The 25,154-nt window shown below is 69.5% G+C and carries 24 protein-coding genes; 12 read left to right on the top strand and 12 right to left on the bottom strand.

Going from position 1 to position 25,154, the window contains the following annotated elements; genetic code table 11:
- Nucleotides 1–65: 65 nt before the first annotated feature.
- Both MJQ72_RS15075 and MJQ72_RS15080 read right to left on the bottom strand, forming a co-directional pair.
- Entirely contained in the window at nucleotides 66–2,558 is a 2,493-nt protein-coding gene (locus tag MJQ72_RS15075) for a polynucleotide kinase-phosphatase (RefSeq protein WP_240599755.1), read from the bottom strand.
- Entirely contained in the window at nucleotides 2,555–3,922 is a 1,368-nt protein-coding gene (locus MJQ72_RS15080) for a 3' terminal RNA ribose 2'-O-methyltransferase Hen1 (RefSeq protein WP_240599756.1), read from the bottom strand. The genes MJQ72_RS15075 and MJQ72_RS15080 overlap by 4 nt, the downstream gene beginning before the upstream one ends.
- A 63-nt stretch (nucleotides 3,923–3,985) precedes the next feature.
- On the opposite strand from MJQ72_RS15080, the gene MJQ72_RS15085 reads away from it, so the two are divergent.
- Nucleotides 3,986–6,004, top strand: coding sequence for a thioredoxin domain-containing protein (locus tag MJQ72_RS15085; RefSeq protein WP_240599757.1), 2,019 nt, complete (start codon nucleotides 3,986–3,988; stop codon nucleotides 6,002–6,004).
- Here the strand turns inward: MJQ72_RS15085 and MJQ72_RS15090 are convergent.
- The gene (locus tag MJQ72_RS15090; protein WP_240599758.1) at nucleotides 5,985–6,470 is read right to left on the bottom strand and encodes a hypothetical protein; all 486 of its coding nucleotides are present in this window, start codon (nucleotides 6,468–6,470) and stop codon (nucleotides 5,985–5,987) included. The two genes, MJQ72_RS15085 and MJQ72_RS15090, sit on opposite strands and share 20 nt — an antisense overlap.
- Before the next feature lie 156 nt (nucleotides 6,471–6,626).
- Between MJQ72_RS15090 and MJQ72_RS15095 the strand changes: the two genes are divergently transcribed.
- From MJQ72_RS15095 to MJQ72_RS15105, 3 genes are all read left to right on the top strand, one after another.
- Nucleotides 6,627–7,187 (top strand): hypothetical protein, encoded by a 561-nt coding sequence (locus tag MJQ72_RS15095; protein WP_240599759.1) that lies wholly within the window; start codon nucleotides 6,627–6,629, stop codon nucleotides 7,185–7,187.
- Between the two features lie 69 nt (nucleotides 7,188–7,256).
- Entirely contained in the window at nucleotides 7,257–8,612 is a 1,356-nt protein-coding gene (locus MJQ72_RS15100) for a glycoside hydrolase family 28 protein (RefSeq protein WP_240599760.1), read from the top strand.
- 42 nt (nucleotides 8,613–8,654) lie between these two features.
- Nucleotides 8,655–10,541 carry an acyl-CoA dehydrogenase gene (locus tag MJQ72_RS15105; RefSeq protein WP_240599761.1) on the top strand — a complete coding sequence of 629 codons (1,887 nt, stop codon included), beginning with the start codon at nucleotides 8,655–8,657 and terminating at the stop codon, nucleotides 10,539–10,541.
- Here MJQ72_RS15105 and MJQ72_RS15110 read toward each other — a convergent pair.
- The 3 genes from MJQ72_RS15110 to MJQ72_RS15120 all read right to left on the bottom strand — a co-directional run bounded on the left by MJQ72_RS15110 (nucleotide 10,498) and on the right by MJQ72_RS15120 (nucleotide 12,631).
- Entirely contained in the window at nucleotides 10,498–11,244 is a 747-nt protein-coding gene (locus tag MJQ72_RS15110; protein WP_240599762.1) for a potassium channel family protein, read from the bottom strand. The two genes, MJQ72_RS15105 and MJQ72_RS15110, sit on opposite strands and share 44 nt — an antisense overlap.
- Nucleotides 11,245–11,282: 38 nt before the next feature.
- The gene (locus MJQ72_RS15115; RefSeq protein WP_240599763.1) at nucleotides 11,283–11,654 is read right to left on the bottom strand and encodes a pyridoxamine 5'-phosphate oxidase family protein; all 372 of its coding nucleotides are present in this window, start codon (nucleotides 11,652–11,654) and stop codon (nucleotides 11,283–11,285) included.
- Nucleotides 11,655–11,944: 290 nt separating this feature from the next.
- Entirely contained in the window at nucleotides 11,945–12,631 is a 687-nt protein-coding gene (locus tag MJQ72_RS15120) for a hemolysin III family protein (protein ID WP_369797418.1), read from the bottom strand.
- 86 nt (nucleotides 12,632–12,717) lie between these two features.
- On the opposite strand from MJQ72_RS15120, the gene MJQ72_RS15125 reads away from it, so the two are divergent.
- On the top strand, nucleotides 12,718–13,494 hold the full coding sequence (locus MJQ72_RS15125; protein WP_037306485.1) for an isoprenyl transferase: 777 nt from the start codon (nucleotides 12,718–12,720) through the stop codon (nucleotides 13,492–13,494).
- A 59-nt stretch (nucleotides 13,495–13,553) separates the two neighbouring features.
- On the opposite strand, the gene MJQ72_RS15130 is transcribed toward MJQ72_RS15125, so the two are convergent.
- Nucleotides 13,554–13,799 (bottom strand): hypothetical protein, encoded by a 246-nt coding sequence (locus tag MJQ72_RS15130; protein WP_240599764.1) that lies wholly within the window; start codon nucleotides 13,797–13,799, stop codon nucleotides 13,554–13,556.
- Between the two features lie 726 nt (nucleotides 13,800–14,525).
- On the opposite strand from MJQ72_RS15130, the gene MJQ72_RS15135 reads away from it, so the two are divergent.
- On the top strand, nucleotides 14,526–15,812 hold the full coding sequence (locus MJQ72_RS15135; protein WP_126737523.1) for a PhoH family protein: 1,287 nt from the start codon (nucleotides 14,526–14,528) through the stop codon (nucleotides 15,810–15,812).
- A 60-nt stretch (nucleotides 15,813–15,872) separates the two neighbouring features.
- Here the strand turns inward: MJQ72_RS15135 and MJQ72_RS15140 are convergent, their stop codons facing one another.
- Genes MJQ72_RS15140 through MJQ72_RS15150 form a run of 3 tightly spaced genes read right to left on the bottom strand, consistent with a single transcriptional unit; the run spans nucleotide 15,873 to nucleotide 19,983 of the window.
- The gene (locus tag MJQ72_RS15140; protein ID WP_240599765.1) at nucleotides 15,873–17,471 is read right to left on the bottom strand and encodes an alkaline phosphatase family protein; all 1,599 of its coding nucleotides are present in this window, start codon (nucleotides 17,469–17,471) and stop codon (nucleotides 15,873–15,875) included.
- Nucleotides 17,468–18,511, bottom strand: coding sequence for a glycosyltransferase family A protein (locus MJQ72_RS15145; protein WP_240599766.1), 1,044 nt, complete (start codon nucleotides 18,509–18,511; stop codon nucleotides 17,468–17,470). The genes MJQ72_RS15140 and MJQ72_RS15145 overlap by 4 nt, the downstream gene beginning before the upstream one ends.
- A 32-nt stretch (nucleotides 18,512–18,543) precedes the next feature.
- Nucleotides 18,544–19,983: a GuaB1 family IMP dehydrogenase-related protein gene (locus tag MJQ72_RS15150; protein WP_240599767.1), complete on the bottom strand. Its 1,440-nt coding sequence runs from the start codon at nucleotides 19,981–19,983 to the stop codon at nucleotides 18,544–18,546.
- A gap of 35 nt (nucleotides 19,984–20,018) precedes the next feature.
- Between MJQ72_RS15150 and MJQ72_RS15155 the strand changes: the two genes are divergently transcribed.
- A complete protein-coding gene (locus MJQ72_RS15155; protein WP_240599768.1) occupies nucleotides 20,019–20,489 on the top strand; it encodes a DUF309 domain-containing protein in 471 nt (156 codons plus the stop codon).
- Here the strand turns inward: MJQ72_RS15155 and MJQ72_RS15160 are convergent.
- Entirely contained in the window at nucleotides 20,475–20,879 is a 405-nt protein-coding gene (locus tag MJQ72_RS15160) for a helix-turn-helix domain-containing protein (protein WP_240599769.1), read from the bottom strand. The two genes, MJQ72_RS15155 and MJQ72_RS15160, sit on opposite strands and share 15 nt — an antisense overlap.
- 9 nt (nucleotides 20,880–20,888) lie before the next feature.
- Here MJQ72_RS15160 and MJQ72_RS15165 point away from each other — a divergent pair, with 9 nt between their 5' ends.
- Together MJQ72_RS15165 and MJQ72_RS15170 are read left to right on the top strand one after the other, a co-directional pair.
- The gene (locus MJQ72_RS15165) at nucleotides 20,889–21,245 is read left to right on the top strand and encodes a DUF4440 domain-containing protein (RefSeq protein ID WP_240601332.1); all 357 of its coding nucleotides are present in this window, start codon (nucleotides 20,889–20,891) and stop codon (nucleotides 21,243–21,245) included.
- Nucleotides 21,246–21,317: 72 nt separating this feature from the next.
- Nucleotides 21,318–22,547, top strand: a complete 1,230-nt coding sequence (locus MJQ72_RS15170) for an NADH:flavin oxidoreductase/NADH oxidase family protein (RefSeq protein WP_240599770.1) — start codon at nucleotides 21,318–21,320, stop codon at nucleotides 22,545–22,547.
- Here MJQ72_RS15170 and MJQ72_RS15175 read toward each other — a convergent pair.
- Nucleotides 22,491–23,192 carry a Pr6Pr family membrane protein gene (locus MJQ72_RS15175; protein ID WP_240599771.1) on the bottom strand — a complete coding sequence of 234 codons (702 nt, stop codon included), beginning with the start codon at nucleotides 23,190–23,192 and terminating at the stop codon, nucleotides 22,491–22,493. The two genes, MJQ72_RS15170 and MJQ72_RS15175, sit on opposite strands and share 57 nt — an antisense overlap.
- A 116-nt stretch (nucleotides 23,193–23,308) precedes the next feature.
- Between MJQ72_RS15175 and MJQ72_RS15180 the strand changes: the two genes are divergently transcribed.
- From MJQ72_RS15180 to MJQ72_RS15190, 3 genes are all read left to right on the top strand, one after another.
- Nucleotides 23,309–24,136, top strand: a complete 828-nt coding sequence (locus tag MJQ72_RS15180) for an NBR1-Ig-like domain-containing protein (protein WP_240599772.1) — start codon at nucleotides 23,309–23,311, stop codon at nucleotides 24,134–24,136.
- Between the two features lie 180 nt (nucleotides 24,137–24,316).
- Nucleotides 24,317–24,658: a hypothetical protein gene (locus MJQ72_RS15185; protein WP_240599773.1), complete on the top strand. Its 342-nt coding sequence runs from the start codon at nucleotides 24,317–24,319 to the stop codon at nucleotides 24,656–24,658.
- The gene (locus tag MJQ72_RS15190; protein WP_037340871.1) at nucleotides 24,655–25,032 is read left to right on the top strand and encodes a hypothetical protein; all 378 of its coding nucleotides are present in this window, start codon (nucleotides 24,655–24,657) and stop codon (nucleotides 25,030–25,032) included. Before MJQ72_RS15185 ends, MJQ72_RS15190 begins: the two co-directional genes overlap by 4 nt.
- Nucleotides 25,033–25,154 lie beyond the last annotated feature (122 nt).

The following is a 25,154-nucleotide window of genomic DNA, read 5'->3' on the forward strand; positions in this document are numbered from 1 at the left end:
CCCTCACGGACCTGCGACCAACGGCCACGTCCGGTAGGTCGCCTCGGCGCGAGAGCCGAAGCGCGTCAGAGGCGCGGGTCGACCGGATCCGACTCCAGCGCCAGCACGGCGAACACGCATTCGTGCACCCGCCACAGCGGCTCCCCGCGCGCCAGCCGCTCCAGCGCCTCCAGCCCCAGCGCGTACTCGCGCAACGCCAGCGCCCGCTTCCGGTTGAGACCCCGTTTGCGAAGGCGCGAGAGGTTCTCCGGCAGCGTGTAGTCCGGCCCGTAGATGATCCGCAGGTACTCCCGCCCGCGCACCTTCACCCCGGGCTGCACCAGTCCGCGCGCGCCACGAGTCAGGTTCGCCGCCGGTTTGACGACCATGCCCTCGCCGCCCGCGCCGGTCAGCTCCAGCCACCATGCGACGCCGCGCGCCACGGACGCCGGGTCGGTCGTGTCGACGGCCAGCGTCCGTGTGCGTGTGAACAGGTCGCCGGTGAGCCGGTCCAGCAGCGCGAGGTGCCCCTCGTGCGGCCGGTCGTGGTACGTGCGGCCCTCCGACGCCAGGATCTGGAACGGCGCCAGCCGGACGCCTTCGAGGCCGTCGGTCGGCCAGCAGTAACGCCGGTACGCCCGCCGGTAAGCGTCCACAGTGGACTCGCGGGTCCGGGTGCGCGCCAAGAGCTCCGACACGTCGATCCCGCGAGCGGCGGCCGCGTCCAGCGTCGCGACGGCGGCGGGCAGCACGGACTGCGCCGCCGCGCCCACGGCCGCGTACTGGCCCGAGATCAGCGACCCGGCTTTCGCGCTCCACGGCAGCAGTTCCGTGTCGAGCAGCAGCCAGCCGGTGTCCAGTTCCTCGAACAGTTCCGCCGCCGCTTCCCGCACACCGGCGAGCAGCCGCGCGTTCTGCTCGGGCGCGAAGAACGGACGGCCGGTGCGGGTGTACACCGCGCCGGAGCCGTGGATCCCGAACCGCGCGGGAGCCACGTCGTCGTCGCGGCACACGAGCACGACGGCACGTGAGCCCATGTGCTTCTCTTCGCACAGGACGTGATCGACACCCGCCGCGCGGAATTCGGCGAAAGCCTCCTCGGGGTGTTCGAGGTAGCCGTCCACGTCGGACGTCGAACACGGCGCCATGGTCGGCGGCAGGTACGGCAGCCAGCGCGGGTCGACGGCGAAGCGGCTCATCACCTCGAGCGCCGCCGCCGACTGTTCGGCGAAGACCCCGACCCGGCCGTGGTGCCGGGTCTCGACGATCCGCTTCCCGGTGACGTCGCCGAGCTCCAGTACCGCGGGCTCGCGTCCGCCCAGCGGCCGCGCCGGTTCGAGCGGACGTGACGGCTCGTACCAGACCTTTTTGGCCTTCACCGAGACGACTTCCCGCTCCGGGTAACGCAAAGCGGTCAGCTTGCCGCCGAAGACACAGCCCGTGTCGAGACACATGGTCCCGTTGATCCATTCCGGTTCCAGCGTCGGCGTGTGTCCATAAAGGACCATCGCCTTGCCGCGGTAGTCGCGCGCCCACGGCAACCGGACCGGCAGGCCGTATTCGTCGGTCTCGCCGGTGGTGTCGCCGTAGAGCGCGGTGCTCCGCACCCGGCCGGACGCGCGCCCGTGGAACTTCTCGGGCAGGCCCGCGTGCGCGACGACGAGCTTGCCGCCGTCGAGGACGTAGTGCGCGATGAGTCCTTCGCAGAAGGCGTGCGCCTTCGCGCGGAACTCCTCGTCCTGCACGGAAAGCTGCTCCAGCGACTCCGCGAGGCCGTGCGTGGTCTTGACGTTGCGCCCGTTCAGCGCGCGGACCAGTTTCTGTTCGTGGTTCCCGCAGACGACCAGCGCGCTGCCCGCCTCGGCCATCGCCATCACCCGCCGCAGCACGCCGGGTGTGTCGGGCCCGCGGTCGACGAGGTCGCCGACGAACACGGCGGTCCGTCCCTCCGGGTGCACGCCGTCGACGTACCCCAGCTCGGAGAGCAGTTCGTCCAGTTCCTCGCGGCAACCGTGGACGTCGCCGATGACGTCGAACGGCCCGGTCAGCTCGCGGCGGTCGTTGCGCAGGGGCTCGACGACGATCTCCGCTTCGGCGATCTCGGCCTCGCTCCGCAACACGTGCACCCGGCGGAAACCCTCGCGCTCCAACGACTTCAGCGAGCGGTGCAGTTCGCCGCGCTGACGACGGACGACGTGCTCGCCGAAGTCGCGATCCGGCCGGGCCTCGTTGCGTTCCTGGCAGACCTTCACCGGCAGGTCGAGCACGATCGCCGTCGGAAGGACGTCGTACTCCTTCGCCAGCTTCAGCAGGCTGGCCCGCGACGCGCGCTGGACGTTCGTCGCGTCGATGACGGTGATCCTGCCCGCTTCGAGCCGCTTCGCCGCGACGTAGTGGAGCACGTCGAAAGCGGCGCCCGACGCGCTCTGGTCGTTCTCGTCGTCGGCCACCAGGCCGCGGAAGTAGTCGCTGGACAGTACCTGTGTGGGCGCGAAATGCGTCCGCGCGAAGGTCGACTTGCCGGAGCCGGAGGCGCCGACGAGCACGACGAGGGACATGTCGGGGATGGTCAGTTTCATGCCACGGCCTCCTTTCGAGACGTGAAGACCGCCATCTGGGTCGGCGGTCCTGATTCCTGGGACTCCTGTCCCACCGGCAGGTGGCGGACGTCGTAACCGCGCCGTCCCGCGACGCCTTCGGCCCACGTGCGGAACTGCTCGCGTGTCCACTCGAAACGGTGGTCGGCGTGCCGGAACCGGCCTTCTTCGAGGAATTCGAAGTGCCGGTTGTACTCGGCGTTCGGCGTCGTGACGAGCACCGTCCGCGGCGCGGCGACCCCGAACACGGCGTGCTCCAGCGCGGGCAGGCGCTCCTCGTCGACGTGCTCGATCACCTCCATCAGCACGGCCGCGTCGTATCCGGCCAGCGACGGATCCGCGTAGGTCAGCGCGGACTGCTTCAAGGTGATCCGGGACTTGTCTTTGAGCCGTTTCTCGGCGATGTCGAGCGCGCTCGCGGACACGTCGACACCCACGATCTCCGTGAACGACGGCTCCTTCTGCAGCACACGCAGCAACGCGCCACCACCGCAGCCGAGGTCGAGCACGCGCCGCGCGCCCGCCGCCCGGAGCGCCGCGAGCACGCTGCCCTGACGCTGGACGGCCAGCGGTTCCGGCCGGTCCGGCAGCTCGGTGACCCGGGCTTCGGCTTCGGCCGGCACGTCGTCCGCTTCGGCGAGCCGGTCGAGCGCGTACGAGACGATCGGGCGGCGTCGTTCGAGGTACCGGTTGGTGATCAGGTCACGTTCCGGGTGCCCGGCGAGCCAGCCTTCGCCGACGCGCAGCAGCTTGTCCGCTTCGTCCTGGCCGATCCAGTAGTGCTTGTCGCCGTCGAGCGCGGGCAGCAGGACGTACAGGTGCCGCAACGCGTCGACGACCCGCTGGGTGCCGGTCAGCCGGAGATCGACGTAGCGGGAATCGCCCCACTGCGGGAACTCGGGGTCGAGCGGGACGGTCTTCGCTTCGACCTGCCAGCCGAGCGGCTCGAACAGCTTGTGGACGACCTCGGCGCCGCCGCGCGCGGTCAGCGACGGGACCCGGATCTCCAGCGGGAAACGCTCGTCGACGAGCTCCGGCCGGTTCGCGCACCGGCCCGCCAGCGCCGTGGTGAAGGCGGCTCGCAGCGCCACCGCCAGATACGAGCCACCCGCGTACGGGCGGTCGTTGACGTACTGGGTCAGCGACGTGCCGCCACCGCGCACGAGGTCGACCGGGTCGATCTCGACCAGCAGCGCGACCGTGCAGCGTTCGTCGGCCGCCTCCGGGTAGAAGACGTGCGCCGTGCCGGCCGAGAGCGTGAGCGATTGCGCCTTCTCCGGATGCTTGTGCAGAAGAAAGCCGAGGTCGGTGGCCGGGTTCCGGGTGGTCGTCATGGTCAGGAGCACCGGACGAGTGTCGCGCAGACCGCCGCTCTGCACCCCCGCTTTTCCGCATGCGACCCTGGTGACATGTCGAACCGCCTGAAGGCCGCGACCAGTCCGTACCTGCTGCAGCACGCCGAGAACCCGGTGGACTGGTGGCCATGGGGCGAGGAGGCGCTGGCCGAGGCGAAACGGCGGAACGTGCCGATCCTGCTTTCGGTGGGCTACGCCGCTTGCCACTGGTGCCACGTCATGGCGCACGAGTCCTTCGAGGACGAAGCCACCGCGACGCTGATGAACGCGAACTTCGTCAACATCAAGGTGGACCGCGAGGAGCGGCCGGACATCGACTCGGTGTACATGGCGGCCACGCAGGCGATGACCGGTCAGGGCGGCTGGCCGATGACGTGTTTCCTGACGCCGGAAGGGGAGCCGTTCCATTGCGGCACCTACTATCCGCCGTCGCCGCGTCCGGGGATGCCGTCCTTCTCGCAGCTGCTCGTCGCGGTCGCCGAGGCCTGGGGCGAGCGGCCGGACGAGCTGCGTTCCGGCGCGCGGCAGATCATCGCCCACCTCACCGAGAAGAGCGGCCCGCTGCCCGAGTCCGTTGTGGACGGTGCCGCGCTGGAGGCCGCGGCCGCCACCCTGCGCAAGGAATTCGACACCGCGAACGGCGGCTTCGGGGGAGCGCCGAAGTTTCCGCCGACGATGGCGTTGAACTTCCTGCTCCGCCACCACGAACGCACCGGCTCCGACCTCGCCGTGGTCGAGCACACCGCCGAGGCGATGGCGCTGGGCGGGCTGAACGATCAGCTCGCGGGTGGGTTCGCGCGGTACTCGGTCGACGCGCGCTGGGAAGTGCCGCATTTCGAGAAGATGCTGTACGACAACGGTCTGCTCCTGCGGTTTTATGCCCAGTTCCACGGCGTGACCGGGCACGGGTACGCGCGGCGGGCGGTCGAAGAGACCGCGGAGTTCCTGCTGCGCGACCTCGGGACGGCCGAAGGCGGTTTCGCGGCGTCGCTCGACGCGGATACCGATGGCGTCGAGGGGCTCACCTATGTCTGGACGCCGGCGCAACTCGCCGAAGTGCTCGGCGAGGAGGACGGTGCCTGGGCGGCGGAGCTGTTCCAGGTGACCGAGCGGGGCAATTTCGAGCACGGCGCCTCGACGCTGCGGCTGCGTGAGCCGCATCCAGAGGACGAAACGCGTTATGAGCGGGTCCGGCGCGCGCTGCTGGCCGCCCGTGACGAGCGCCCCCAGCCCGCCCGCGACGACAAGGTGATCGCCGCGTGGAACGGCCTCGCGATCGGCGCGCTCGCCAAGGCGGGCTCGCGGCTCGATCGTCCACAGTGGATCGAAGCGGCGGCTCGCGCGGCGGCTTTCCTGATGGACACCCATTTCGTGGCCGGACGCCTGCGCCGGACCTCCCGCGACGGCGTCGTCGGCACGACGGCCGGGGTGCTGGAGGACTACGCGTGCCTCGCCGAGGGGCTGCTCGAACTCCACCAGGCGACCGGGGAACCGCGGTGGCTCGCCGACGCCCTCTCCTTGCTGGACCTCGCGTTGGCCCATTTCGGCGTCCCGGACTCGGCGGGCGCCTACTATGACACGGCCGACGACGCGGAAGTCCTGGTGCAGCGGCCGTCCGACCCGACGGACAACGCGAGCCCGTCGGGAGCCTCGGCGCTGGCGAACGCCTTGCTGACCGCGTCCGTGCTGGCCGGGCACGAACGGGTGGGCCGCTACCGCGAGGCGGCAGAACAGGCGCTCGCCCGCGCGGGACGGCTCGCCGCCCACGCGCCGCGGTTCGCCGGGCACTGGCTCACCGTGGCCGAAGCCGCCGCGGCAGGCCCGGTGCAGGTCGCCGTCGTCGGTCCGGATGCCGCTTCACACGCGGATCTGCTGGCCGCGGCGGTCGCGTCGTCGCCCGACGGCGCGGTCTTCGTGGGCGGGGTCCCGGACGCCGTCGGCGTGCCGTTGCTGGCCGATCGGCCGCTGGTCGACGGCGCCGCCGCCGCGTACGTGTGCCGCGGGTACGTGTGCGAGCGCCCGGTCACCACCGCGGAGGAGCTGCGGTCTCAGCTCACCAGTCCCACGCCATAGGGGCGAAAGCGCCGCCACCGGTCTGCGGCGCCCCGACCGGCTTCACCGCGACCTGAGGCTTCGGCTTCGGCTTTGGCGTGGTCTTGGTGGGTTTCGGCGGCTTCGTGGTGCTGGACGGCGGGACCCCCGTCACCGTGAACGTCCGGGTCGACTTGCGGCCGTCGGTGCATTCGAGGGTCGCGACGTACTTGCCGGGTGTCTTCACCACGCGTCCGTACCCGCCGTACTTCCCGAAGTTCCCGCCGATGGTCCACCCGATCGGCTCGGCGAGCCCCGGCGAGGTCACCGGGCCTTCCGGGACACAGCCGCCCGCGCCCGCCCTGGTTTCGGCGTAGATCTGCTCGCCCGGCCCGAGCGGGCTCGGGCCGAGGTACCAGCTGGGATCGGTGGTCGCCGCGGCCGGCGCGATCACCGCCAGCTGGGCGGCTCCGAGCACGAGAGCGCCGATCATGGCCTTCTTGAGCATGAGGTTCCCCTTCCTCGTCCACTGCTGGTGGGAACACGTCCACGCAGGTCATCAGGTTGCCCTGGGTTTTCGCCGGGGGAGAACACGCGTGAATATCGGCCGTTGCGAGCGTAGCGTCGGTAGCGTTGTAATCATGTAATCGTTGAGGAGACGCAGATGGGACGCGGAAGCTGGAAAGGCCGGGGCGGCTGGCAGCAGGCGGACATCCCGGCGGCGGACGACGCGGCCGCGTGGTTCGGCGGCAGGCTCCCCGAGGGCTGGTTCACCGGAGACCCCGAGGTCACGGTGGATCGCGAAGAGATCGTCATCGTCGGTGAACTCCAGCCGCTCGGTGGTGAGTACGCCGACGACGCCGCCCGCGCGGCGGCCGAGGACGGCCGGATCAGCCGGTTCCGCGAGGAGACCCGCGACCAGCGGATCGAGATCGCGCGGCAGGCCGAGCACCGTTATCAGCGCAAGGTCGCCTGGGGCGCGAGCCTCGGCGGCACGCGGCACCTGTTCACCACGCATTCGGCGCCGGTGATGACCAGGCTGCGGCAGCCGGAGCGCCTGGTGCTCGACACCCTCGTCGACGCGGGTGTCGCCCGGTCACGCTCGGAGGCCCTGGCCTGGGCGGTCCGGCTGGTCGGGGAACACGCGGACGCCTGGCTCGCCGAGCTTCGGGAGGCGATGACCAAGGTCGACGATCTCCGCTCACAGGGACCGGATCTTTCCTGAGACCGGGGTCCGCCCGTAGAGTCGGGATTCCGCCGTCTTCACCGAAGTCCTCTTGCGAAAGAAGGCATCATGGACGGCAGATTCTCCCGGCGTCGGCTGATCAAGGGCGGTCTCGTGGTGGCCGCGAGCCCACTGCTCGCGCCCACCGCCTCGGCGGCCCCCGCCCTTCCCTGGCCCGCGGCGGAAGCCATCGTCGCGCGGACGAAGCGGCCGGTCTTCCCGGACCGGACCTTCTCGGTGCTCGACTTCGGCGCCAAGGGCGACGGGAAGACCGACGACACCGCCGCGATCAGGAAGGCGATCGAGACGGCCAACGCGCGCGGCGGTGGACATGTCGTCGTGCCGAAGGGCACCTTCGTCACCGGTGCGGTGTACCTCAAGAGCAACGTGGACCTGCACCTCGCGGCGGGCGCGGTGCTCGCTTTCGGTTCCGACGCCTCGAAGTTCCCGAACGTGCTCACCCGCTACGAGGGCATCGAGTGCGTGAACCGGTCGCCGATGATCTACGCGTACAAGGAATCCAACATCGCGGTGACCGGGAAGGGCACCCTCGACGCGGCCGGTACGGCGTCCTGGAACAAGGGCAAGGATCGCGAATACCTGGAATCGCTGGTGGCCGAGGGGATTCCGCCGGAGCGCCGGATCGTCCCCGGCTCCGGGCACGCCCTGCGTTCCACGTTCGTCGAGCCGTACTCGTGCGACACCGTGCTCATCGAAGGGATCACACTGAAGAACCCGATGTTCTGGCAGCTGCATCCCACGCTGTGCCGGAACGTCACGATCGACGGCGTCCGCACGGACGCGAGCACCGCGCGTTCCAACACCGACGCCTGCGATCCCGAGTCCTGCGACCACGTCGTGATCGTGAACTCCCACCTCGGCGCGCACGACGACAACATCGCGCTGAAATCGGGCCGGGACGACGACGGCCGCAGGATCGGCGTGCCGTGCCAGAACATCGTCGTCGCGCACTGTGTGATGGACGGGAACTGGGGCGCGATCACCTGCGGCAGCGAACAGACCGGCGGCATCCGGAACGTCTACGCGTACAAGCTCACCGTCACCGGCGAGACGAAGTACGGGCTGTACGTCAAGTCGAACACCTTGCGCGGCGGGTTCACCGAAAACGTCAACCTCGCTCATGTCTCCGGCACGTTCGTCCGCTCGGTCGTCTATGTCCTGCCGGACTACAACGGACAGACCGGCGCGCACGTCCCCCGGTTCGGGCCGTTCACCCTCAGCCGTTCCAGCGGTACGAAATGCGGGCAAGCGGCGTTCAACGTCCGGGGGTTGCCCGACTCACACGTTCGGGGGCTGCGGGTGAGCGATTGCCGCTTCGACGGCGTCGCGAACCCGGCGAACACCCTGAACCACGTCGACGACCTGCGGTTCGAGAACACGACGATCAACGGGGAACCGGTCTGATTCGTCCTGCGCTTCCCGATGCGGTGCGGCAGGCTTGGTGAAGTGGACACACCAGGACTTCCCGCGAAGATCGACCCGGACGTGCTGACCACCGTCCTCGATGGACGGTGGTCCGGGCTTCGCCGCGCGGTGCGCGAGCAGATGGCCGCGGAGGACTTCAAAGACCCGGTCGACATCGACACCGAAGCGCATCGCGCCCAGGTGCTCGAATGGCTGCGCAAGCTCGCCGAAACCGACCGCCCGGGCCTCGGCTTCGACCCGGCGTACGGCGGTGGCGGCGACGTCGGCGGCGCGTTGACGTCGTTCGAGATGCTGGGCTTCGGCGACCTCTCGCTGATGGTGAAGGCCGGTGTCCAATGGGGGCTGTTCGGCGGTGCCGTCCAGCTACTCGGCACCGAACGCCACCACGAGCGCCATCTGCGCGCGATCAAGGATCTGGAGCTGCTGGGCTGTTTCGCGATGACCGAGCACGGCCACGGGTCGGACGTCCAGCATCTGCGCACCACCGCGACCTACGACCCCGCGACGCGCGAATTCGTCGTGCACACGCCGGACCGCGGCGCGATGAAGGAGTACATCGGCAACGCCGCCCGCGACGGCGAACTCGCGGTGGTGTTCGCGCAGCTGATCACCGGCGGCGAGTCGCGCGGGGTGCACGCCTTCCTGGTGCCGATCCGCGGCGAGAAGGCGCGCGGCGTCGAGATCGAGGACTGCGGCCGTAAAGCCGGCCTCAACGGCGTCGACAACGGGCGGCTCACGTTCGACCAAGTGCGGATCCCGCGCGAGGCGCTGCTCGACCGGTTCGGCGACGTCGCCGAGGACGGGACGTACACGAGCCCGATCGAAAGCGACGGCCGCCGGTTCTTCACGATGCTCGGCACGCTCATCCGCGGCCGGGTCAGCGTCGCGGGCAGCGCCGGCAGCGCGACGAAACGCGCGCTGGCGCTGGCCATCCGGTACGGCGAGCAACGGCGGCAGTTCGCGCGGCCCGATGGCGAGGAGGTCGTGATCCTCGACTACCGCGCCCACCAGCGGAAACTGCTGCCCGCGCTGGCGACGTCGTACGCGCTGCACTTCGCGCAGGAAGGGCTCGTCTCGAAGCTGCACGACATCGCCGAGGACGCGCCGGAGGAGGAGCAGCGAGAGCTGGAATCGCGCGCCGCCGGGATCAAGGCCGTCTCGACCTGGCACGCGACGGCGACGATCCAGGCGGCCCGAGAGGCCTGTGGCGGCTCCGGCTATCTCTCGGAGAACCTGCTCGCCGGGCTGAAGGCAGACACGGACGTCTTCACCACCTTCGAGGGCGACAACACCGTGCTCCTGCAGCTGGTCGCGAAGGGCCTGCTGACCAGCTACAAGGACCACTTCCAGGATCTCAGCCCGCTCGCGACCGCGCGGTTCGTGGCGGAGCAGCTCGTCGAGGCCGTGATCGAACGGACGTCCGCGCGGAAGGTCGTCGAGCGGCTCACCGAAGCCGACGACGGCGACGTGCTCTTCTCGCGCGAATGGCACCTGAAGCTGTTCGAAGACCGCGAAGAGCACGTGCTCGCCGGCGTCGCGCAGCGCCTGCGTAAGGCGGGCTCGGACCCCTTCGGCGTCTTTAACGACGCGCAGGACCACGTGCTGCGCGCCGGACGGGCGCACGTCGACCGAGTGGTGCTGGAAGCGTTCGCCGACGCCATCGAACGCTGCGCCGACGCCGAGGCGCGTGAGCTGCTGGAGCGGGTCTGCGACCTCTACGCGCTCGCGAACATCGAGGCGGATCGGGGCTGGTTCCTCGAACACGGACGCCTGACCTCCGGACGCTCGAAGGCCGTCACCGCCGCGGTGAACGCGCTGTGCGCCGACCTGCGCCCGCACGCGCGGACGCTCGTGGACGCGTTCGCTATCCCCGAGCAGTACCTAGCGGCTCCGATGCTGCGGGACTGACCTCGGCACGCTGCTCGGCGAGCTCGGCCCGCAACGCCTTGACCTCGCGGGTCAGCTCGTCGATATGCTCGCGGGTCACGGCCTGCGCGTTCTCGTCGGCCTCGGTCACGCGGCGGATCAGCCACGACGCGAGCGTCGCGGTGACCACGCCGAGCAGGGCGATCCCGGCCACCATCAGCCCGACCGCGACGACCCGGCCGGTGCCGCTGACGGGATAACGGTCGCCGTAGCCGACCGTGGTGATCGTCGTGATCGACCACCACACCGCGTCCGGGAAATCGGTGATCGGCGCGTCGGGTGTGGTGCGTTCGGCGTCGAGTACGGCGAGCGCCGAACAGAACACGATGAGCGCCGTCGCGCCCACCGTGTAGACCACGACGCGGCCGCGCAGCGACAGGCCGGCGTTGCGGTTGAGGACGTTGAGCACCGTGACCAGCCGGAGCAGCCGCAGCTGCCGGATCAGCGGGAGCACGATGATCAGCAGGTCGAAGAGGTTCTTCTTCAGGAAGTCACGCTTGTTCGCGGCGTGCTTGAGGCGGACACCGTAATCCAGGGCGAAGACCGCCCACGCGAGCCACGTGACGACCTCGCACCAGACCCGCCCGGTGTGCCCGAGCGAGGGCTGGAGGATCGGCCAGGCGTAGGCGGCCAGGAACAGTACGGCGGCGGCGTTGAGCGGCCACTCCATCCGCTTTTCCCACATCGGACGTCTCCTCACCTGGCCTTTCCCAGGTGCGTACGTTAAGCGATGTCGAGGGCCGTTCCATAGAGTTTGTCGGTTTTGAGGGTGATGTAGAGCCTTCGCTCGCCTTCGGGTGTTCGCGTGACTTCGGAGAGTTCCGCCTTTCCTTCCACGACGGCGAATTTCCAGTGGTCGTCGCTGGAGACGTAGAGGGAGGCCGTCGGGTTGTTGCGCAGTTGCTTGACCTTGAGGCGGTCTTCGGTCGTGCTGATCCTGATCTCGCGCGTCTCGGGGTCCCACGCGTAGAGGACGGTGGAGAGATGCGGGCGGCCGTCACGCTTGACGGTCGCGAGGGCGCCGAAGGTGTGTTCGGCGAGGAAGTCGCTGAGGGCCGCGTCGTCGAGGCGGCGGGGCGGTGCGTTCTTGGCCATGGGGCGATCATGGCTCCTCGGCCGAGACGCCGGAAGAAGGCACTTTCTTGTGCCAGAGGGAACACGCGTGTGTCCGTCCTGGTCATGGTGGTGACGCGGCGCCGACAAACGAGCCGATGATCGCCCGACCGCGGTTCCCCCAGGTTCCCGATTCGGGTTGATGCGGGCCTGCATTGCCTGATGCGAGGTGACCCGGCCTCGTCGTGCCGTTCAAGCCTGGTGCCGACATGGCGAGCGGGGAGGATTCCGGACGTTCAACGTCCGAAATCCTCCCCGCTCACCGGGATCGCCTAGGCGTACATCGCCAGCCAGATCGCGATGTAGTGCGAAACCGCCGCGAGAACCGTGCAGGCGTGGAAGTACTCGTGGTACCCGAAGGTGTCCGGGAAGTGGTTCGGCCACTTCACCGCGTAGAACACCGCGCCCAGTGTGTAGAACAGACCGCCGACGCAGAGCAGGACGAGCGCCGCGACGCCGGCGTGCGTGGCCAGTTCGGGCAGGACGAAGACGGCGACCCAGCCCAGTGCGATGTAGATCGGCACGCCCAGCCAGCGTGGCGCGTTCGGCCACAGCATCTTGAGGGTGACGCCGCCGATCGCGCCGCCCCATACGATCGCGAGCACGATGTACCCGGTCGGCTGGGACATGGCCAGAAGGGTGAACGGCGTGTAGGTGCCCGCGATGAACAGGAAGATCATCGAATGGTCGGCGCGCTTCATCCATTCGTATGCTCGTGGGCTCCACAAGCGACGGTGGTACAGCGCGCTGACGCCGAAGACGCCGAGGACGGTCAGGCCGTAGACCGAAGTGGACAAAGCGGCGATACCCGACACGGTGGACGCCGCGAGGCTGATGAGGGTCGCGGCTCCGGCGACAGCGCCGAAGAAGGACCAGAAATGGATGTGCCCACGCAATCGAGGACGCGTGTCCACCACGGGCGCGGGGCCGGACGGCTGGGGTTCGGTCGCTACGCTCACTCACTCAGGTTACGGCACCGTAGGTTTTTCGCCAGTGTCCGTGGCGCGTCCCACTGGGGCCCGTGGGGTGACTACTCTCCACTGGCGTGAGTCTTCGGTCGTTCTTGTCAGACGTCGTGTACAGCGCCTACGGCAGGCGCCTGATCCAGCAGGCCAAGGGGCGCCATCCACGCCACATCGCCATCATGCTGGACGGCAACCGCCGCTGGGCGCGTGAGGCCGGCTTCACGGACGTCGCCGACGGACACCGGGCCGGTGCCAAGAAGATCGCCGACTTCCTGAGCTGGTGCAACGAGGCCGACGTCGAGGTCGTCACCATGTGGCTGCTTTCGACGGACAACCTCGGCCGCGCGGCCGAGGAGCTCAGCCCCCTGCTGAAGATCATCACCGACGTCACCGACGAACTCGCCGCACCGCACACGCCCTGGCGGCTCCGCATCGTGGGAGCACTCGACCTGCTGCCGCCGGAGGTCGCGAAGGCCCTCAGTGCGGCCGCGGAGCGCACTGAGGGGCGTTCCGGGATGGAGGTCAACGTCGCGGTCGGTTACGGAGGGCGTCAGGAGATCGCCGACGCGGTCCGCAAACTCCTGCTCCAGCACGCCGACGAGGGCACCTCGATCCGCGAGCTCGCGAAGATCCTGGACGTCGACCATATTTCCGAACACATGTACACCTCGGGCCAGCCCGATCCGGATCTGATTATCCGCACCTCGGGTGAGCAGCGGCTTTCCGGATTCCTGCTCTGGCAATCGGCGCATTCTGAATTCTGGTTCACCGAAGCTTATTGGCCCGCATTCCGCCGGGTCGATTTCCTTCGCGCCATGCGCGATTACGCGTGGCGGCATCGGCGCTTCGGTTCCTGACCGGTGACATGACGAAGGCCCCGGCGTGCACTCCGGGCCTTCGACGTCGTCACTGAAGATCAGTGGTTGTGCTCCAGCGAGTGGAGGATCAGGGCCGGGGTGGTGGCGATGCCCGTGTAGGCACCGGCGACCAGCGAAGCGGCACCGTAGCCGAGCGCGCCGCCACCCTCGATGAAGGTGTTGTAGGCGTCGCCGAACGTCGGGTCCGGGGTGCCGGAGGTGTCGCCGGTGGCGGCGAACGCGGTCCCGCCGGCCATCATGATGCCCGCGGCGACGGCGGAAACGAAAGCAGCCTTCTTCAGCACTTCGCACTCCTTGGTAGAGATATTCAGGGGTCGGGGGCACCGAATCCGGTGGGGGTGTCCCGCAGTGAGAAAATTACTCGCTATTCAGGATTTGTGACCGTCTCGTAAGCCCATTGTGTGAGGCGAAAAAGGCGCGTTTCACTCGGTCCGGTTCTCTGTCTCGGTCACAAAATGCGGCCCGCTACCAAGCGTGGTAGAACCCTCGATCCCATCAGGTGAGCGCCCTGCGTCGCGTTAATCCGTCCGGGTCGCATCGACGAGCGTCCCTGAATGGAGATCATCATTACCCACGGTGACGGTGACCAGGTGTTGATGTCACGCGACCGACAGTGAGATGACGGTTTGGCGAATCACCGTGGTGGCTGCCTGCGCGATCGGCCGGACGCAGGTACCTTCCGGAAGTGAGGGTTCGCGTCCCATGCGGACTCTCGCGGGAGGCCCTGGTCGTGGCGGTTGTCGACAGGGCGGCTCAGCCGCCCAGTGGATGCACGAGGGGGCCGGCACCCGGCCCTCGTGGCCGTGCCGACTGACGCGAAGAGCGTCAGAAGGAGCGGTTAGCCAGGGAGGTGCCCGGCCCAGCGAGTGCGGGCGTGGTGCCACGCCCACGAGGGAGATGCCGTCGTGACTGCGCAGCGTTCACCCCGCAAGGCCTCTGGCCGTTCTTCGACCGGTGCCTCTGGCCCGGAGAAAGCCTCGATCTCGCCCGAATCCCAGCGGTCCACTTACGTGCTCGACACGTCGGTCCTGCTCTCTGACCCCTGGTCGGTGACTCGTTTCGCCGAACACGCGGTCGTGCTCCCGCTGGTCGTCATCAGTGAACTGGAGGCGAAACGTCACCATCCCGAACTGGGGTGGTTCGCGCGCGAAGCGCTCCGCATGCTCGACGACCTGCGTCGTCAGCACGGCAGGCTCGACGCGCCGATCCCGATCGGTGAGCACGGCGGCACCCTGCAGGTGGAGTTGAACCACTCCGATCCCACGGTGCTCCCGGTCGGCTTCCGCACCGACTCCAACGACCACCGCATCCTCGCCTGTGCGCTCAATCTGGCGGCGGAACGCGCGTCGGTCACGCTGGTGACCAAGGACATCCCCTTGCGCGTCAAAGCGGGCGCGGTCGGTCTCGAAGCCGACGAGTACCGCGCGCAGGAGGTGACGCCTTCGGGCTGGACGGGGATGGCGGACGTGGACGTCCCGCAGACCCTGGTCGACGCGCTGTTCAGCGGGTCTTCCGTGGATCCGGCGGAGTTCGGGATGCCCGAGGTGGGCGAGCTGCCCTGTCACACCGGCTTGCGGCTGCTCGCGGGCAGTTCGAGCGCGCTGGGCAGGGTCACCGCGGACAAGCGGATCCGGCTCGTGCGCGGTGACAAGGAGGCGTTCGGGCTGCACGGCCGGTCGGCCGAGCAGCGGGTGGCGCTGGATCTCCTGCTGGACTCCGACGTCGGCATCGTCTCGCTGGGCGGGCGAGCCGGGACGGGCAAATCGGCGCTCGCGCTCTGCGCGGGGCTGGAGTCGGTGATGGAACGCCGCCAGCACCGCAAGGTGGTCGTGTTCCGGCCGGTGTACGCGGTCGGCGGCCAGGATCTGGGCTACCTGCCCGGTTCCGAGAGCGAGAAGATGCAGCCGTGGGCGCAGGCGGTGTTCGACACCCTCGGCGGGCTGGTCAGCCAGGACGTCCTCGACGAGGTCTTCGACCGCGGCATGCTCGAAGTGCTCCCGCTGACCCATATCCGCGGCCGGTCGCTGCACGACACGTTCGTCATCGTCGACGAGGCGCAGTCCTTGGAGCGCAACGTGCTCCTGACCGTGCTTTCGCGGCTGGGCACGGCCTCGCGGGTCGTGCTCACGCATGACGTCGCGCAGCGCGACAACCTGAGGGTCGGGCGGCACGACGGCGTTTCGGCGGTGATCGAGAAACTCAAGGGGCATCCGCTGTTCGCGCATGTCACGCTGACCCGTTCCGAGCGTTCGCCGATCGCGGCGCTCGTCACCGAGATGCTGGAGGACCACGGCTAGCGCGTGCGCTGAAAGGTCCTTTCCTTGCGGAATTCGCAAGGAAAGGACCTTTCATAGCGCCTAGGTGACCGGTTTCGCCCAGGGGAGCGGCCGTCCGTCCACGTCGTCGGTGAGTTCGACACCGAGCATGGCCGAAAGGGTCGAGCCCAGATCGACGACGTCCAGATCCGGCAGTTTCGCGCCCGGTTCGAAACCGGGGCCACTGGCGAGCAGGAGCCCGTCCGGCCGGTGGTCTCCGGTGCGCCAGTGCTCGTCCGGGCCGTAGACGACGCCGGTCTTGGGCGACCAGACCGTCTCGATCGGCCCGGTGCGGGCCCAGTCGATCAGCAGATCCGGCAGGGTGTCGTCGGCTTCCCGGTCGTAGTGGTCGCTCGTGCGGGAAACCTCGCGCACGACGGGTTTCCCCGACGCGACGTTCACCAGCGAGAGCAGGTCCTCGGTGAGCTGCTCGCACACGGCTTCGTATTCGGCGCCGGGCCGGACGACGCCGTGCGGCTCACGGCCGGCCAGGTTGATCCGCACCCCGCCGAAGACGAAGTTGTTGGGAGACAGGTAGAACCGCTGCTTCGACCGCTGTTCGGCGGTCGCCCAGTTCGGCACCGCGGGCAGCGGGGACGCCGCCAGCCGCTTGCGCAGCAAGGGCATCGCGGCCGACGCGAGCTTCGTCCTCAAAGGATAGGGGAGCGCGGAGTAGGCGCGTTTTGCCTTCGTCATCGCGCCGCCGCCTCGCAACCCTTCGGTCTCCACGGTGTCGAGGAGCCGCAGGATCTCGTGCAGCAGATGGCTTCCCTCGTACCGTGATCCCATGCCGTGGCTCAACAGCACGAAGACGGTGGTGTCCGGTCCGGTCAGCGCGAGATGTTCGCCGATCGCCTTGTCCAGCTCGCGGTAGACCGCGCGGATCGGGTCCAGCTCCGCGGCGAGCGCGACGTCGTGGTCGCGGTGCCCCGGGTCGTGCAGATGCCACTGCTGATGGCCGATGCTGTGGGATTCCCCGTACACCGAAAGGAAAAGATCCCAGTCACCCTCGGCGAGCAGCTTCGTCGACACCTGGGTCTTCTGCCCGATCCCGGCGACGAGCCCGTTGGTCAGCGCGCGTTCCTCGTCGGGTGTCCGATGTGGACCTTCACGGTGGAGGTAGTCGTCCGGTGCCCAGTCGCGGACCAGATCGGGCTCGGCGGTGAGGATGGGCGTGAGCCCGAAGTCGGCCTCGATCTCCTTCGCCAGCTCCGGCGGCGAGGTGTGGAAGCCGAAATGCCGGTCGTGGCAGGCGTATTCGCTCACCATGACCCCGTTGAGCGGCTTGTCCGCGCGGGAATGCGGGACGTCGAGCACGGCGACGCGTTTCCCGGCGCCGGAAAGCGTCTCCCAGAACGGGGTGCCGCGGATCTCCAGCGGGCTGGTCAGCCGCCGTTCGTAGGTTTTGGTGTCGACCTCTTCCCAGCAGTGGAATCCGGTCCGCGCGGCGGTGCGCGCGGTGAAGAAACTGCTCCACAGCGAGCCGACGAACAGGCCGTAGGGATTGTGCGTGGTCGCCGAAGCGCTGGTTTCGAGCAGACGCGCCAACGTCGGCACTTCGCCGGCGGCGGCCAGATCGCGGATCGTGTCGGGATCGCAGGCGTCGAGGGCGACCACGAGGATCTTGGCGGGCTCGGTCATGGTCGGTGCTCCGGTCCTGAATGCTTGCGGCGGATGGCCGCGAAGTCGTCGTCGTAGGTCGGGCCGTGGGACAGCCGGTCCCCGGAAGTCGTGGTGTAGAAACAGGAGATCGCCGGGACGACCAGGGGCGCGCGGTCCGCGGTCAGCGCCAGGAGCAGATCCCAATCGCCCATCTCGACCAGCGATTCGTCGAACCGGGCTTCTCGAAGGCCCGCCCGATGCGCGACGGCGCCGATGTCGGCGAGATTCTCTCGCAGCAGGGTCTTCCGGTCGTAGCGGCGCAGGAACAAGGTCGGCAGGCCGCCGATGTCGTCGATGACGAAGCCGCCGTAGGCCGCCGTGATCTCCGGATGCCCGCCGAAGGCCCAGCCCAACGCCTTGAGCCACAACGGATGCATGGTGTTGTCGTCGTCGAGGTAGGCGACCACGTCGCCGGTGACCTCGGCCAGCCCGGCGTTGCGGGCGGCGCAGACGCCGCCGTGTTCGACCCGGATCGAGCGGATACGCGGGTCTTCGAAACCGGCGATCACCTTCGGCGTGGAATCCGAACTGGCGTCGTCGACGATCACCAGTTCCCAGTTCTCGTAACGCTGCGCCAGCACCGAAGCGACGGCGCGCGGCAGCAGCGCGGCCCGGTCGTGCGTGGGCAGGACGATCGAGATCTTCGGCGAGGCAACGAGTTCGTGCTGATCGAGCCAGTGCGTGAAGGTGCGGACGTCACGCGCGGCTTCGAGGCTTTCGGTGCGGAGGTGCAGGCCTTCGAACGCGGTGTCGTGGCCGCCGAGCCAGCCGTCGAGCGCTCCCTGCCGTGCGTCGAGGGCGGCCTGCCTGTCCTCGACGGTGGAGATACGCGCGTCACCGTCTCGCAGGGCTTTGCCGTGATCCTCGAGCCAGGCCGTGCGATGTTCCAGTGTCGCGCGCAGCCGCTCGATCTCCGCCGCCTGCTCCGCGAGCGCGGACCGCAGCTCGGCGATTTCCCCGTTTTCCGCGTGGCGGCGGTCGTCCCTCGCCGCCGCCACGATCCGTCTCAGGCGTCTCACCCGGTGCACCCTAGTGCTTCCGGGGTCCGGAATCACCAGCCCGACGGCAGCGGGCGTCCTTCCGCGAATCCGGCGGCGGACTGGATCCCGAGCAGCGCGCGCTCGTGGAACTCCTCCAGCGTCCGGGCGCCCGCGTACGTGCAGGCCGAACGGACACCGGAGCCGATGGAGTCGAGCAGGTCTTCGACGCCGGGCCGAGCCGGGTCCAGTGCCATCCGCGACGCCGAGATGCCCTCTTCGAACAGGCCCTTCTTGGCGCGCTCGAAGACGTTGTCCGTACGCGTGCGGGCGCCGACGGCGCGCTTCGACGCCATGCCGAACGACTCCTTGTACGGCTTGCCCTGCTCGTCGTAGCGCAGGTCGCCGGGGGATTCGTGGGTGCCGGCGAACCACGAGCCGACCATGGCCGCCGACGCGCCGGCGGCCAGCGCGAGCGCGACGTCCCGCGGATGCCGCACGCCGCCGTCCGCCCAGACGTGTTTGCCCAGTTCACGCGCCGCGGCCGCGCATTCGGCGACGGCGGAGAACTGGGGCCGCCCGACCCCGGTCATCATCCGGGTCGTGCACATGGCGCCGGGGCCGACGCCGACCTTGACGACGTCCGCGCCCGCGTGGATCAGGTCGCGCGTGCCCTCCGCGGTGACCACGTTCCCGGCCACGACCGGGACCTGCGGGTTCACCGACCGGACGGCCTTGAGCGCGGAGATCATCTTCTCCTGGTGGCCGTGCGCGGTGTCGACCACCAGCACGTCGACGCCCGCCGCGAGGACGGCCTCGGCCTTCGCCGCGACGTCGCCGTTCACGCCGATCGCGGCGGCGACACGCAGGTTGCCGCCGTCGTCGACGGCCGGGGTGTAGATCTCCGCGCGCAGCGCCGCGATCTCGGTCAGGACTCCCGCGAGCCTGCCGTTCTCGTCGATGCCGAGCGCGAGACGGCCACCGTGGTCGTGCAGGCGCTCGAACACCTCGCGGGGCGGAGTGTCCAGCGGCACCGTGACGACCGCGGGCTCCGCGACGTCGGCCAGCCGCGCGAAGCGGTCTACGCCGGCGCAGGCCGCTTCGTCGACGACGCCGACGGGTTTGCCGTCCTCGTCCACCACGACGACGGCGCCGTGGGCACGTTTGCCGACCAGGTTCAGCGCGTCGGCCACCGCGTCGCCGCCGGTCAGCACGAGCGGGGTGTCCCATACGGTGTGACGGCTCTTGACCCAGGTGACGATGTCGGCGACCGCGGCCGCGTCGACATCCTGCGGGAGGACGACGAGCCCGCCGCGCCTGGCGACCGTTTCGGCCATCCGGCGGCCGGCGACGGCGGTCATGTTGGCGACCACGATCGGGATCGTCGCGCCGGTGCCGTCCACAGTGGACAGGTCGACGTCGAAGCGGGACTCCACGTCCGACCGGTTCGGCAGGAGGAACACGTCGTCGTAGGTCAGGTCGTGAGCGGGCCGATGCCCGTCGAGAAAGCGCACGAGGCCCCAGGATACCCGCGTGGGACACTGGCGGCATGACGGACCGGGACCGTGACGAAGCCGGACGAGCCCGCAACGCGCGCCCGCGGGACGGTCTCGGCAGGCCGCTCCCGTACGGCGCCGACGGTGTCGAACGGCAGCCCGAGGGCATCGAACGCAGCCCGGAGGACACCATCTCCGAGGCCCAGGGCCTGCTCGACGCGGGCCGCCCGTTCCACGCGCACGAGGTGTTCGAGGACGCGTGGAAGTCCACCGACGGGCCGGAGCGGGAGCTGTGGCGCGGTCTCGCGCAGCTCGCCGTGGGCCTGACCCACGTGGCCAGGGGGAACGGCAACGGCGCGGCCTCGCTGCTGGAGCGTGGCGCGGACAACATCGAGCCGTTCCGCGAGGCCGGACCGCACGGGATCGACGTCGCGGGGTTGCAGGCCTGGGCGCGGGCGATGGCCGAAGAGGTGAAGGTGCGGGCTCGGGTGGAGCCGGTCGCGCCTCGCCTAATGGGCCAGTAACACCGAACCCGAGCGATACAGCTCGATCAGCAGCGGCCGCAGCGAGAGTCCCGCTTCGGTGAGCCGGTAGCTGGTCCGGCTCGGGAAGCCCGGCAGTTCCTCGCGGACGGCGAGGCGCCGGGCGGTCAGGTCGCCGAGGCGCTCTGTCAGCACCTTCGCCGACAGCTCGGGCAGCGCCGCGCGTAGATCGCTAAAGGACTGAGGCCCGCCCATCAGTTCTCGCAGTACCAGCGTCGTCCAGCGGCCCGAGATCGCGGCGAGCGCGACCTCGACCGGGCAATCCGGCTCCGGCCGGCGGGTGCGGCCGCGGGCGTCCGGCACGAGTTCGCCGTCGAAGGTTTCCGTTTGGTGACCTGCTTCGCGGTCGGTTTCGCTGTCCGCATGACGCATTCCTCCAGTGTGCCCTTGACCACCGAAGCCGCCGAACATCCCTTCGTCTTCCAGGCCGCCTTCAACACCGGATCCGCCGAAATCCTCGACACGGTCTACGAACCGGGCGCCGTGTTCGTCCGCCGGGACGGCGTGCGGGTGACCGGCGCGGAACGCCGGGCCGCGAACGGCGGGATCCTCGCGCTCGGGCGGCCGATCGAGGTGACCCCGCGCCAGGTGCACGTCGCCGGTGACCTGGCCCTGCTGATCGTCGACTGGATCATCGAGGGCCACCTCGCGGCGACGGCGACCGACGTCGCGAGGCGCGGCGAGGACGGGCTCTGGCGCTACGTGATCGACAACCCCTTCGGCATCGACGCACCTTGAGTACTCGACATACCGCGAGTATGTTACTTCAAGTAGGGATACTGATCGGTAGGTAACGGCGGGAGAAGCGCGATGAGCGAGCCCAAGGAACTGCTGGCCGAGCCGCTGAAACTGCGCTGCGGCGCGACCCTGCCGAACCGGCTGGCCAAGGCCGCGCTCAGCGAGCAGCTCGGTGACCGCCGCAACCGGCCGACCGCGGAGCTGACCGAGCTGTACCGGACGTGGTCCCGCGGCGGCGCCGGGACGCTGATCACCGGCAACGTCATGGTGGATCCCACCGCGCTCGGCGAACCGCGCAACGTCGCCGTGCCCCGGGAACCGGACGCGACCGAGTTCAAGCCGTGGGCGCGGTCGGTCGACGGGACCGAGACCCGGCTGTGGGCCCAGCTCAACCATCCGGGCAGGCAGAGCCCGCGCTTCCTGTCCCGCCAGCCGGTCGCGCCGTCGGCGGTGCCGTTCGGCGACCGCGGTATCCGCTCGGTCTTCGCGACGCCGCGCGCGCTCACCGTCGGCGAGATCGAGGCGATCGTCGACCGGTTCGGCGTGGCCGCGCGGACCGTCGTCGACGCGGGATTCGCCGGTGTCCAGATCCACGGCGCGCACGGCTACCTCGTCTCGCAGTTCCTTTCACCGCTGACCAACCAGCGCACCGACGGCTGGGGCGGCGACGCGCTCCGGCGGCGTCGTTTCCTGCTCGAAGTGGTCGCCCGCGTCCGTGCCGAGGTCGGTGACGCGGTGCCGATCGCGGTCAAGCTCAACAGCGCGGACTTCCAGCGCGGCGGTTTCAGCGAGGAGGACTCGCTCGAAGTCGTCCGCGATCTGGGTGAAGCGGGTATCGACCTGCTGGAAGTCTCCGGCGGGACCTACGAGAAGGCCGCCATGATGGGCTCGGCCAAGGCGAGCACCCTCAGCCGCGAGGCCTACTTTCTCGACTACGCCGCGAAGGCGCGGCAGGTCACCGACGTCGCGCTGATGGTCACCGGCGGCTTCACCAGCGCGGAGGGTATGGCCGAGGCGCTGCGGTCCGGGGCGCTGGACGTCATCGGTCTCGGCAGGCCGCTGATCGTCGACCCGGCGCTGCCCGGACGGCTGCTCGGCGGCGAGGACGTCCGCGCCCGGCGCACGGCGCCGAAGACCGGCATCCGGCTGGCCGACAGCCTGCTCGAGATCCAGTGGCACACCCAGCAGATGCACCGGGTGGCCGCCGGGAAACCGGTGGACCCGCGGCTCGGGGCGGTGCGGACGCTAGTACGTGCCGGCGTCGCGGATCCGCTCAACGCTTTCCGCCGGGTCCGGGGCTAGGTAGTCGTCGGGTTCGTCTCGACGGCTGAAGGTGCGGTCGAAGCCGACCGCGGCCGCCGCGAGACCGATGAACAGCACACCGATCAGCACGCAGTTGAACGCGACACCGCCGTAGCCGTTGATGCCCGGGTCGACGAACGGGTACGGGTAGAACCCGATGATCGCGCCCCGCACCAGCGTGACGGCGAGCCAGGCCAGCGGGTACAGCAGCGACCACCACAGGACCCGCCACGACAGCTGGCCGCGCGGCCCGAACAGCAGCCAGCCCGCGACGCACATCAACGGCGACACCTTGTGCAGCATCGTGTCGGCGAACACCGCCCAGCCGTGCAGCTCGTAGAGATCGGCGAGCGCGACCTGGAAGACGACGCCGGTCACGGTGATGCCGACGAGCCCGGTGAGCCGCAGCACGCCGAACCAGGTCGACCGGCCCGCGACGCCGAGCGCGAGCAGCAGGCCGCCGACGCCGACCAGGATGTTCGAGTCGATGGTGAAGAACGCGAGCAGGTTGGCCACCCGGCCGGCCGGGGTGTGGAAGGTGCCGCCGGTGGTGCCCGCGGAGACCGGGATCTGCGCGGCGAGCCCGGCGATCACCACCAGCGCCGTCAGGGCGGACCAGGCACGCGCGATCTTGGAAGCCTGCATTCGCCCACTTTATGGGTGATCGGACGGGGACGTCCCGTCACCACCGCGCGCCGCCACTCGATCGGGGCGGGACGCCGCACGGTCTTCCCGGCCATCGGGTCATATCGTGGGAACCGATGGACGTCGAGCGGAGGCCCGGACGCCGCGGCCGGGTCGCGCGGGGGCCGGCGGAGGACAGCGGACCCGTCGCCGAGTTCGCGCGGCGGCTGTGGGAGCTGAAACGGGCCGCCGGTGACCCTTCCTATGACCGGATGCGTGACGAGTACGGCGCGCTCGCGTCGAAGTCGGCTCTTTCGGCGGCGGCCCGCGGAGAGCGGCTGCCCAGCTGGGAAACATCCTGGGAGTTCGTTCGCGTGCTGGCCGCCGGGGTGCTCGGCGGCGACGAGGACGAGGTCCGCCACGAATGGCGCGGCGAGTGGGAACGCGCGCGGGACGCGTTGACCGCCGGTGCCGTGACGGCTCCGGCGCCCGAAGCCGCGCCGGAGCGGTCGCGCCGGACGGCGTTCGTCCTCGCCGGGGCCGTGGCGCTCGTGCTCGTCGCGGCGCTGGTGTTCGTCTTCGCCGCCCCGTTCGGTTCCGAGCCCGCCGCCCCGGCCGGCGACGCGTCGGAATTCGTCGCCGACGTGACCGTGCCCGACGGCAGCGAGGTCGCGGCCGGGTCGGTCTTCGTGAAGACGTGGGAGTTCCGCAACGCGGGAACGGTCGGATGGGTGGGCCGCTATCTGGTGCGCGCCGGTTCGTTCGGGAATCCCGGCGAATGCGCCACACCCGAACGTGTCCCGGTTCCGCAGACCGCACCCGGCGAGCGAGTGCGGGTCTCCGTCGAGGTGCGTGCGCCCGACCGCCCCGGGCATTGCCAGGTGTACTGGAAGATGGCCGACGAACAGGGCCACATCCTGCTGCCGAACACCCGCGCCGTGTTCTTCTCGGTCCGCGTCATTTGACTTTCCGGGCCGATGGCCAAAGCGCTGACCTGCGCGGACATCGTTCCTTCGGCCATGGCCATTTCGCGGCCGTGAATCGCTTCCGGAGCGGCTTCCGGCGCCCTTAACGTCGTCGGCGTCCGGGAATTCCGGATGGGGATTTTCCGAAACACTCTCACATTATTTGCGGAAAGGGAATCCATGCGTCCGTACGTCAAGGTCGCCGCACTGGCCGGGGCCGCGCTCACCGTGGCGCTCCTGCCGGCCACCGCCGCACAGGCGGCTCCGGCGCCCGCTTCGGGCAGTGATCCGATCATCACCTGCGAATCCGGCTATCACGGCTGGATGCGCCGGGCCGGGAAGGACGCGATCTGCCTCAAGCCGGGCACGCGCACCTGGGACGTCAAGGTGTTCGAATGCGCCGGGGATCTGACGGTGCATTTCAAGAACGGCGAGAAGGCCTACTGCGGGGGAAACATGAAGATCGGCCTCGACCTGGCCGTCCAGTCCAATGTCGTCAAGACCGTTGTGGGGAACCGATGAAGAAGAAGCTGTTCGCCGTCGTCCCGGTCGCGCTGGCCGGCACCCTGCTGATGGCACCGTCCGCCTCCGCGGCGTCGAAGGTCTGTGAGGGCGGACCGTTGATGGGCGGCAAGACGAAGGTCGTCGAGGTGAGCGCGGGGCAGAGCATCGACATCACCGTGCACAACCACGACTACCGGGGAATGCTCGTCCAGATCATCGACGACGTCTTCGACAAGGGCCTCTGGAGCGGGGCCATCGCGCCGGGCAAGGAGCGTACCGTCAAACACGGCGTGCTCGGGGAGCCGCCGGTGTACCACAAGATCCGCTTCGAGGTGACCTCCAACCTTTCGAACAACTACACGTACAAGATCTCGTCGGACCGCTGCTACTGACGCGTTTCGTCCTCTGGACGCGGTCAGGTCCGGGTGGGGAGGAATCCTCCCCGCCCGGCGTCGGGACCCGAGCGGCCCTCGACGGTGGAGGATTCAGGACACTCGACGTCCCGAATCCTCCA

The organism is Amycolatopsis sp. EV170708-02-1 (assembly GCF_022479115.1).
Classification (GTDB): Bacteria; Actinomycetota; Actinomycetes; order Mycobacteriales; family Pseudonocardiaceae; genus Amycolatopsis.

Coding starts and splice junctions, on each gene's coding strand:
- MJQ72_RS15185 (WP_240599773.1), top strand. CDS start 24,317: ATGCGTCCGTACGTCAAGGTCGCCGCACTGGCCGGGGCCGCGCTCACC.
- MJQ72_RS15190 (WP_037340871.1), top strand. CDS start 24,655: ATGAAGAAGAAGCTGTTCGCCGTCGTCCCGGTCGCGCTGGCCGGCACC.
- MJQ72_RS15085 (WP_240599757.1), top strand. CDS start 3,986: ATGTCGAACCGCCTGAAGGCCGCGACCAGTCCGTACCTGCTGCAGCAC.
- MJQ72_RS15110 (WP_240599762.1), bottom strand. CDS start 11,244: ATGTGGGAAAAGCGGATGGAGTGGCCGCTCAACGCCGCCGCCGTACTG.
- MJQ72_RS15100 (WP_240599760.1), top strand. CDS start 7,257: ATGGACGGCAGATTCTCCCGGCGTCGGCTGATCAAGGGCGGTCTCGTG.
- MJQ72_RS15175 (WP_240599771.1), bottom strand. CDS start 23,192: ATGCAGGCTTCCAAGATCGCGCGTGCCTGGTCCGCCCTGACGGCGCTG.
- MJQ72_RS15140 (WP_240599765.1), bottom strand. CDS start 17,471: ATGACCGAGCCCGCCAAGATCCTCGTGGTCGCCCTCGACGCCTGCGAT.
- MJQ72_RS15160 (WP_240599769.1), bottom strand. CDS start 20,879: ATGCGTCATGCGGACAGCGAAACCGACCGCGAAGCAGGTCACCAAACG.
- MJQ72_RS15090 (WP_240599758.1), bottom strand. CDS start 6,470: ATGCTCAAGAAGGCCATGATCGGCGCTCTCGTGCTCGGAGCCGCCCAG.
- MJQ72_RS15095 (WP_240599759.1), top strand. CDS start 6,627: ATGGGACGCGGAAGCTGGAAAGGCCGGGGCGGCTGGCAGCAGGCGGAC.
- MJQ72_RS15180 (WP_240599772.1), top strand. CDS start 23,309: ATGGACGTCGAGCGGAGGCCCGGACGCCGCGGCCGGGTCGCGCGGGGG.
- MJQ72_RS15075 (WP_240599755.1), bottom strand. CDS start 2,558: ATGAAACTGACCATCCCCGACATGTCCCTCGTCGTGCTCGTCGGCGCC.
- MJQ72_RS15155 (WP_240599768.1), top strand. CDS start 20,019: ATGACGGACCGGGACCGTGACGAAGCCGGACGAGCCCGCAACGCGCGC.
- MJQ72_RS15170 (WP_240599770.1), top strand. CDS start 21,318: ATGAGCGAGCCCAAGGAACTGCTGGCCGAGCCGCTGAAACTGCGCTGC.
- MJQ72_RS15115 (WP_240599763.1), bottom strand. CDS start 11,654: ATGGCCAAGAACGCACCGCCCCGCCGCCTCGACGACGCGGCCCTCAGC.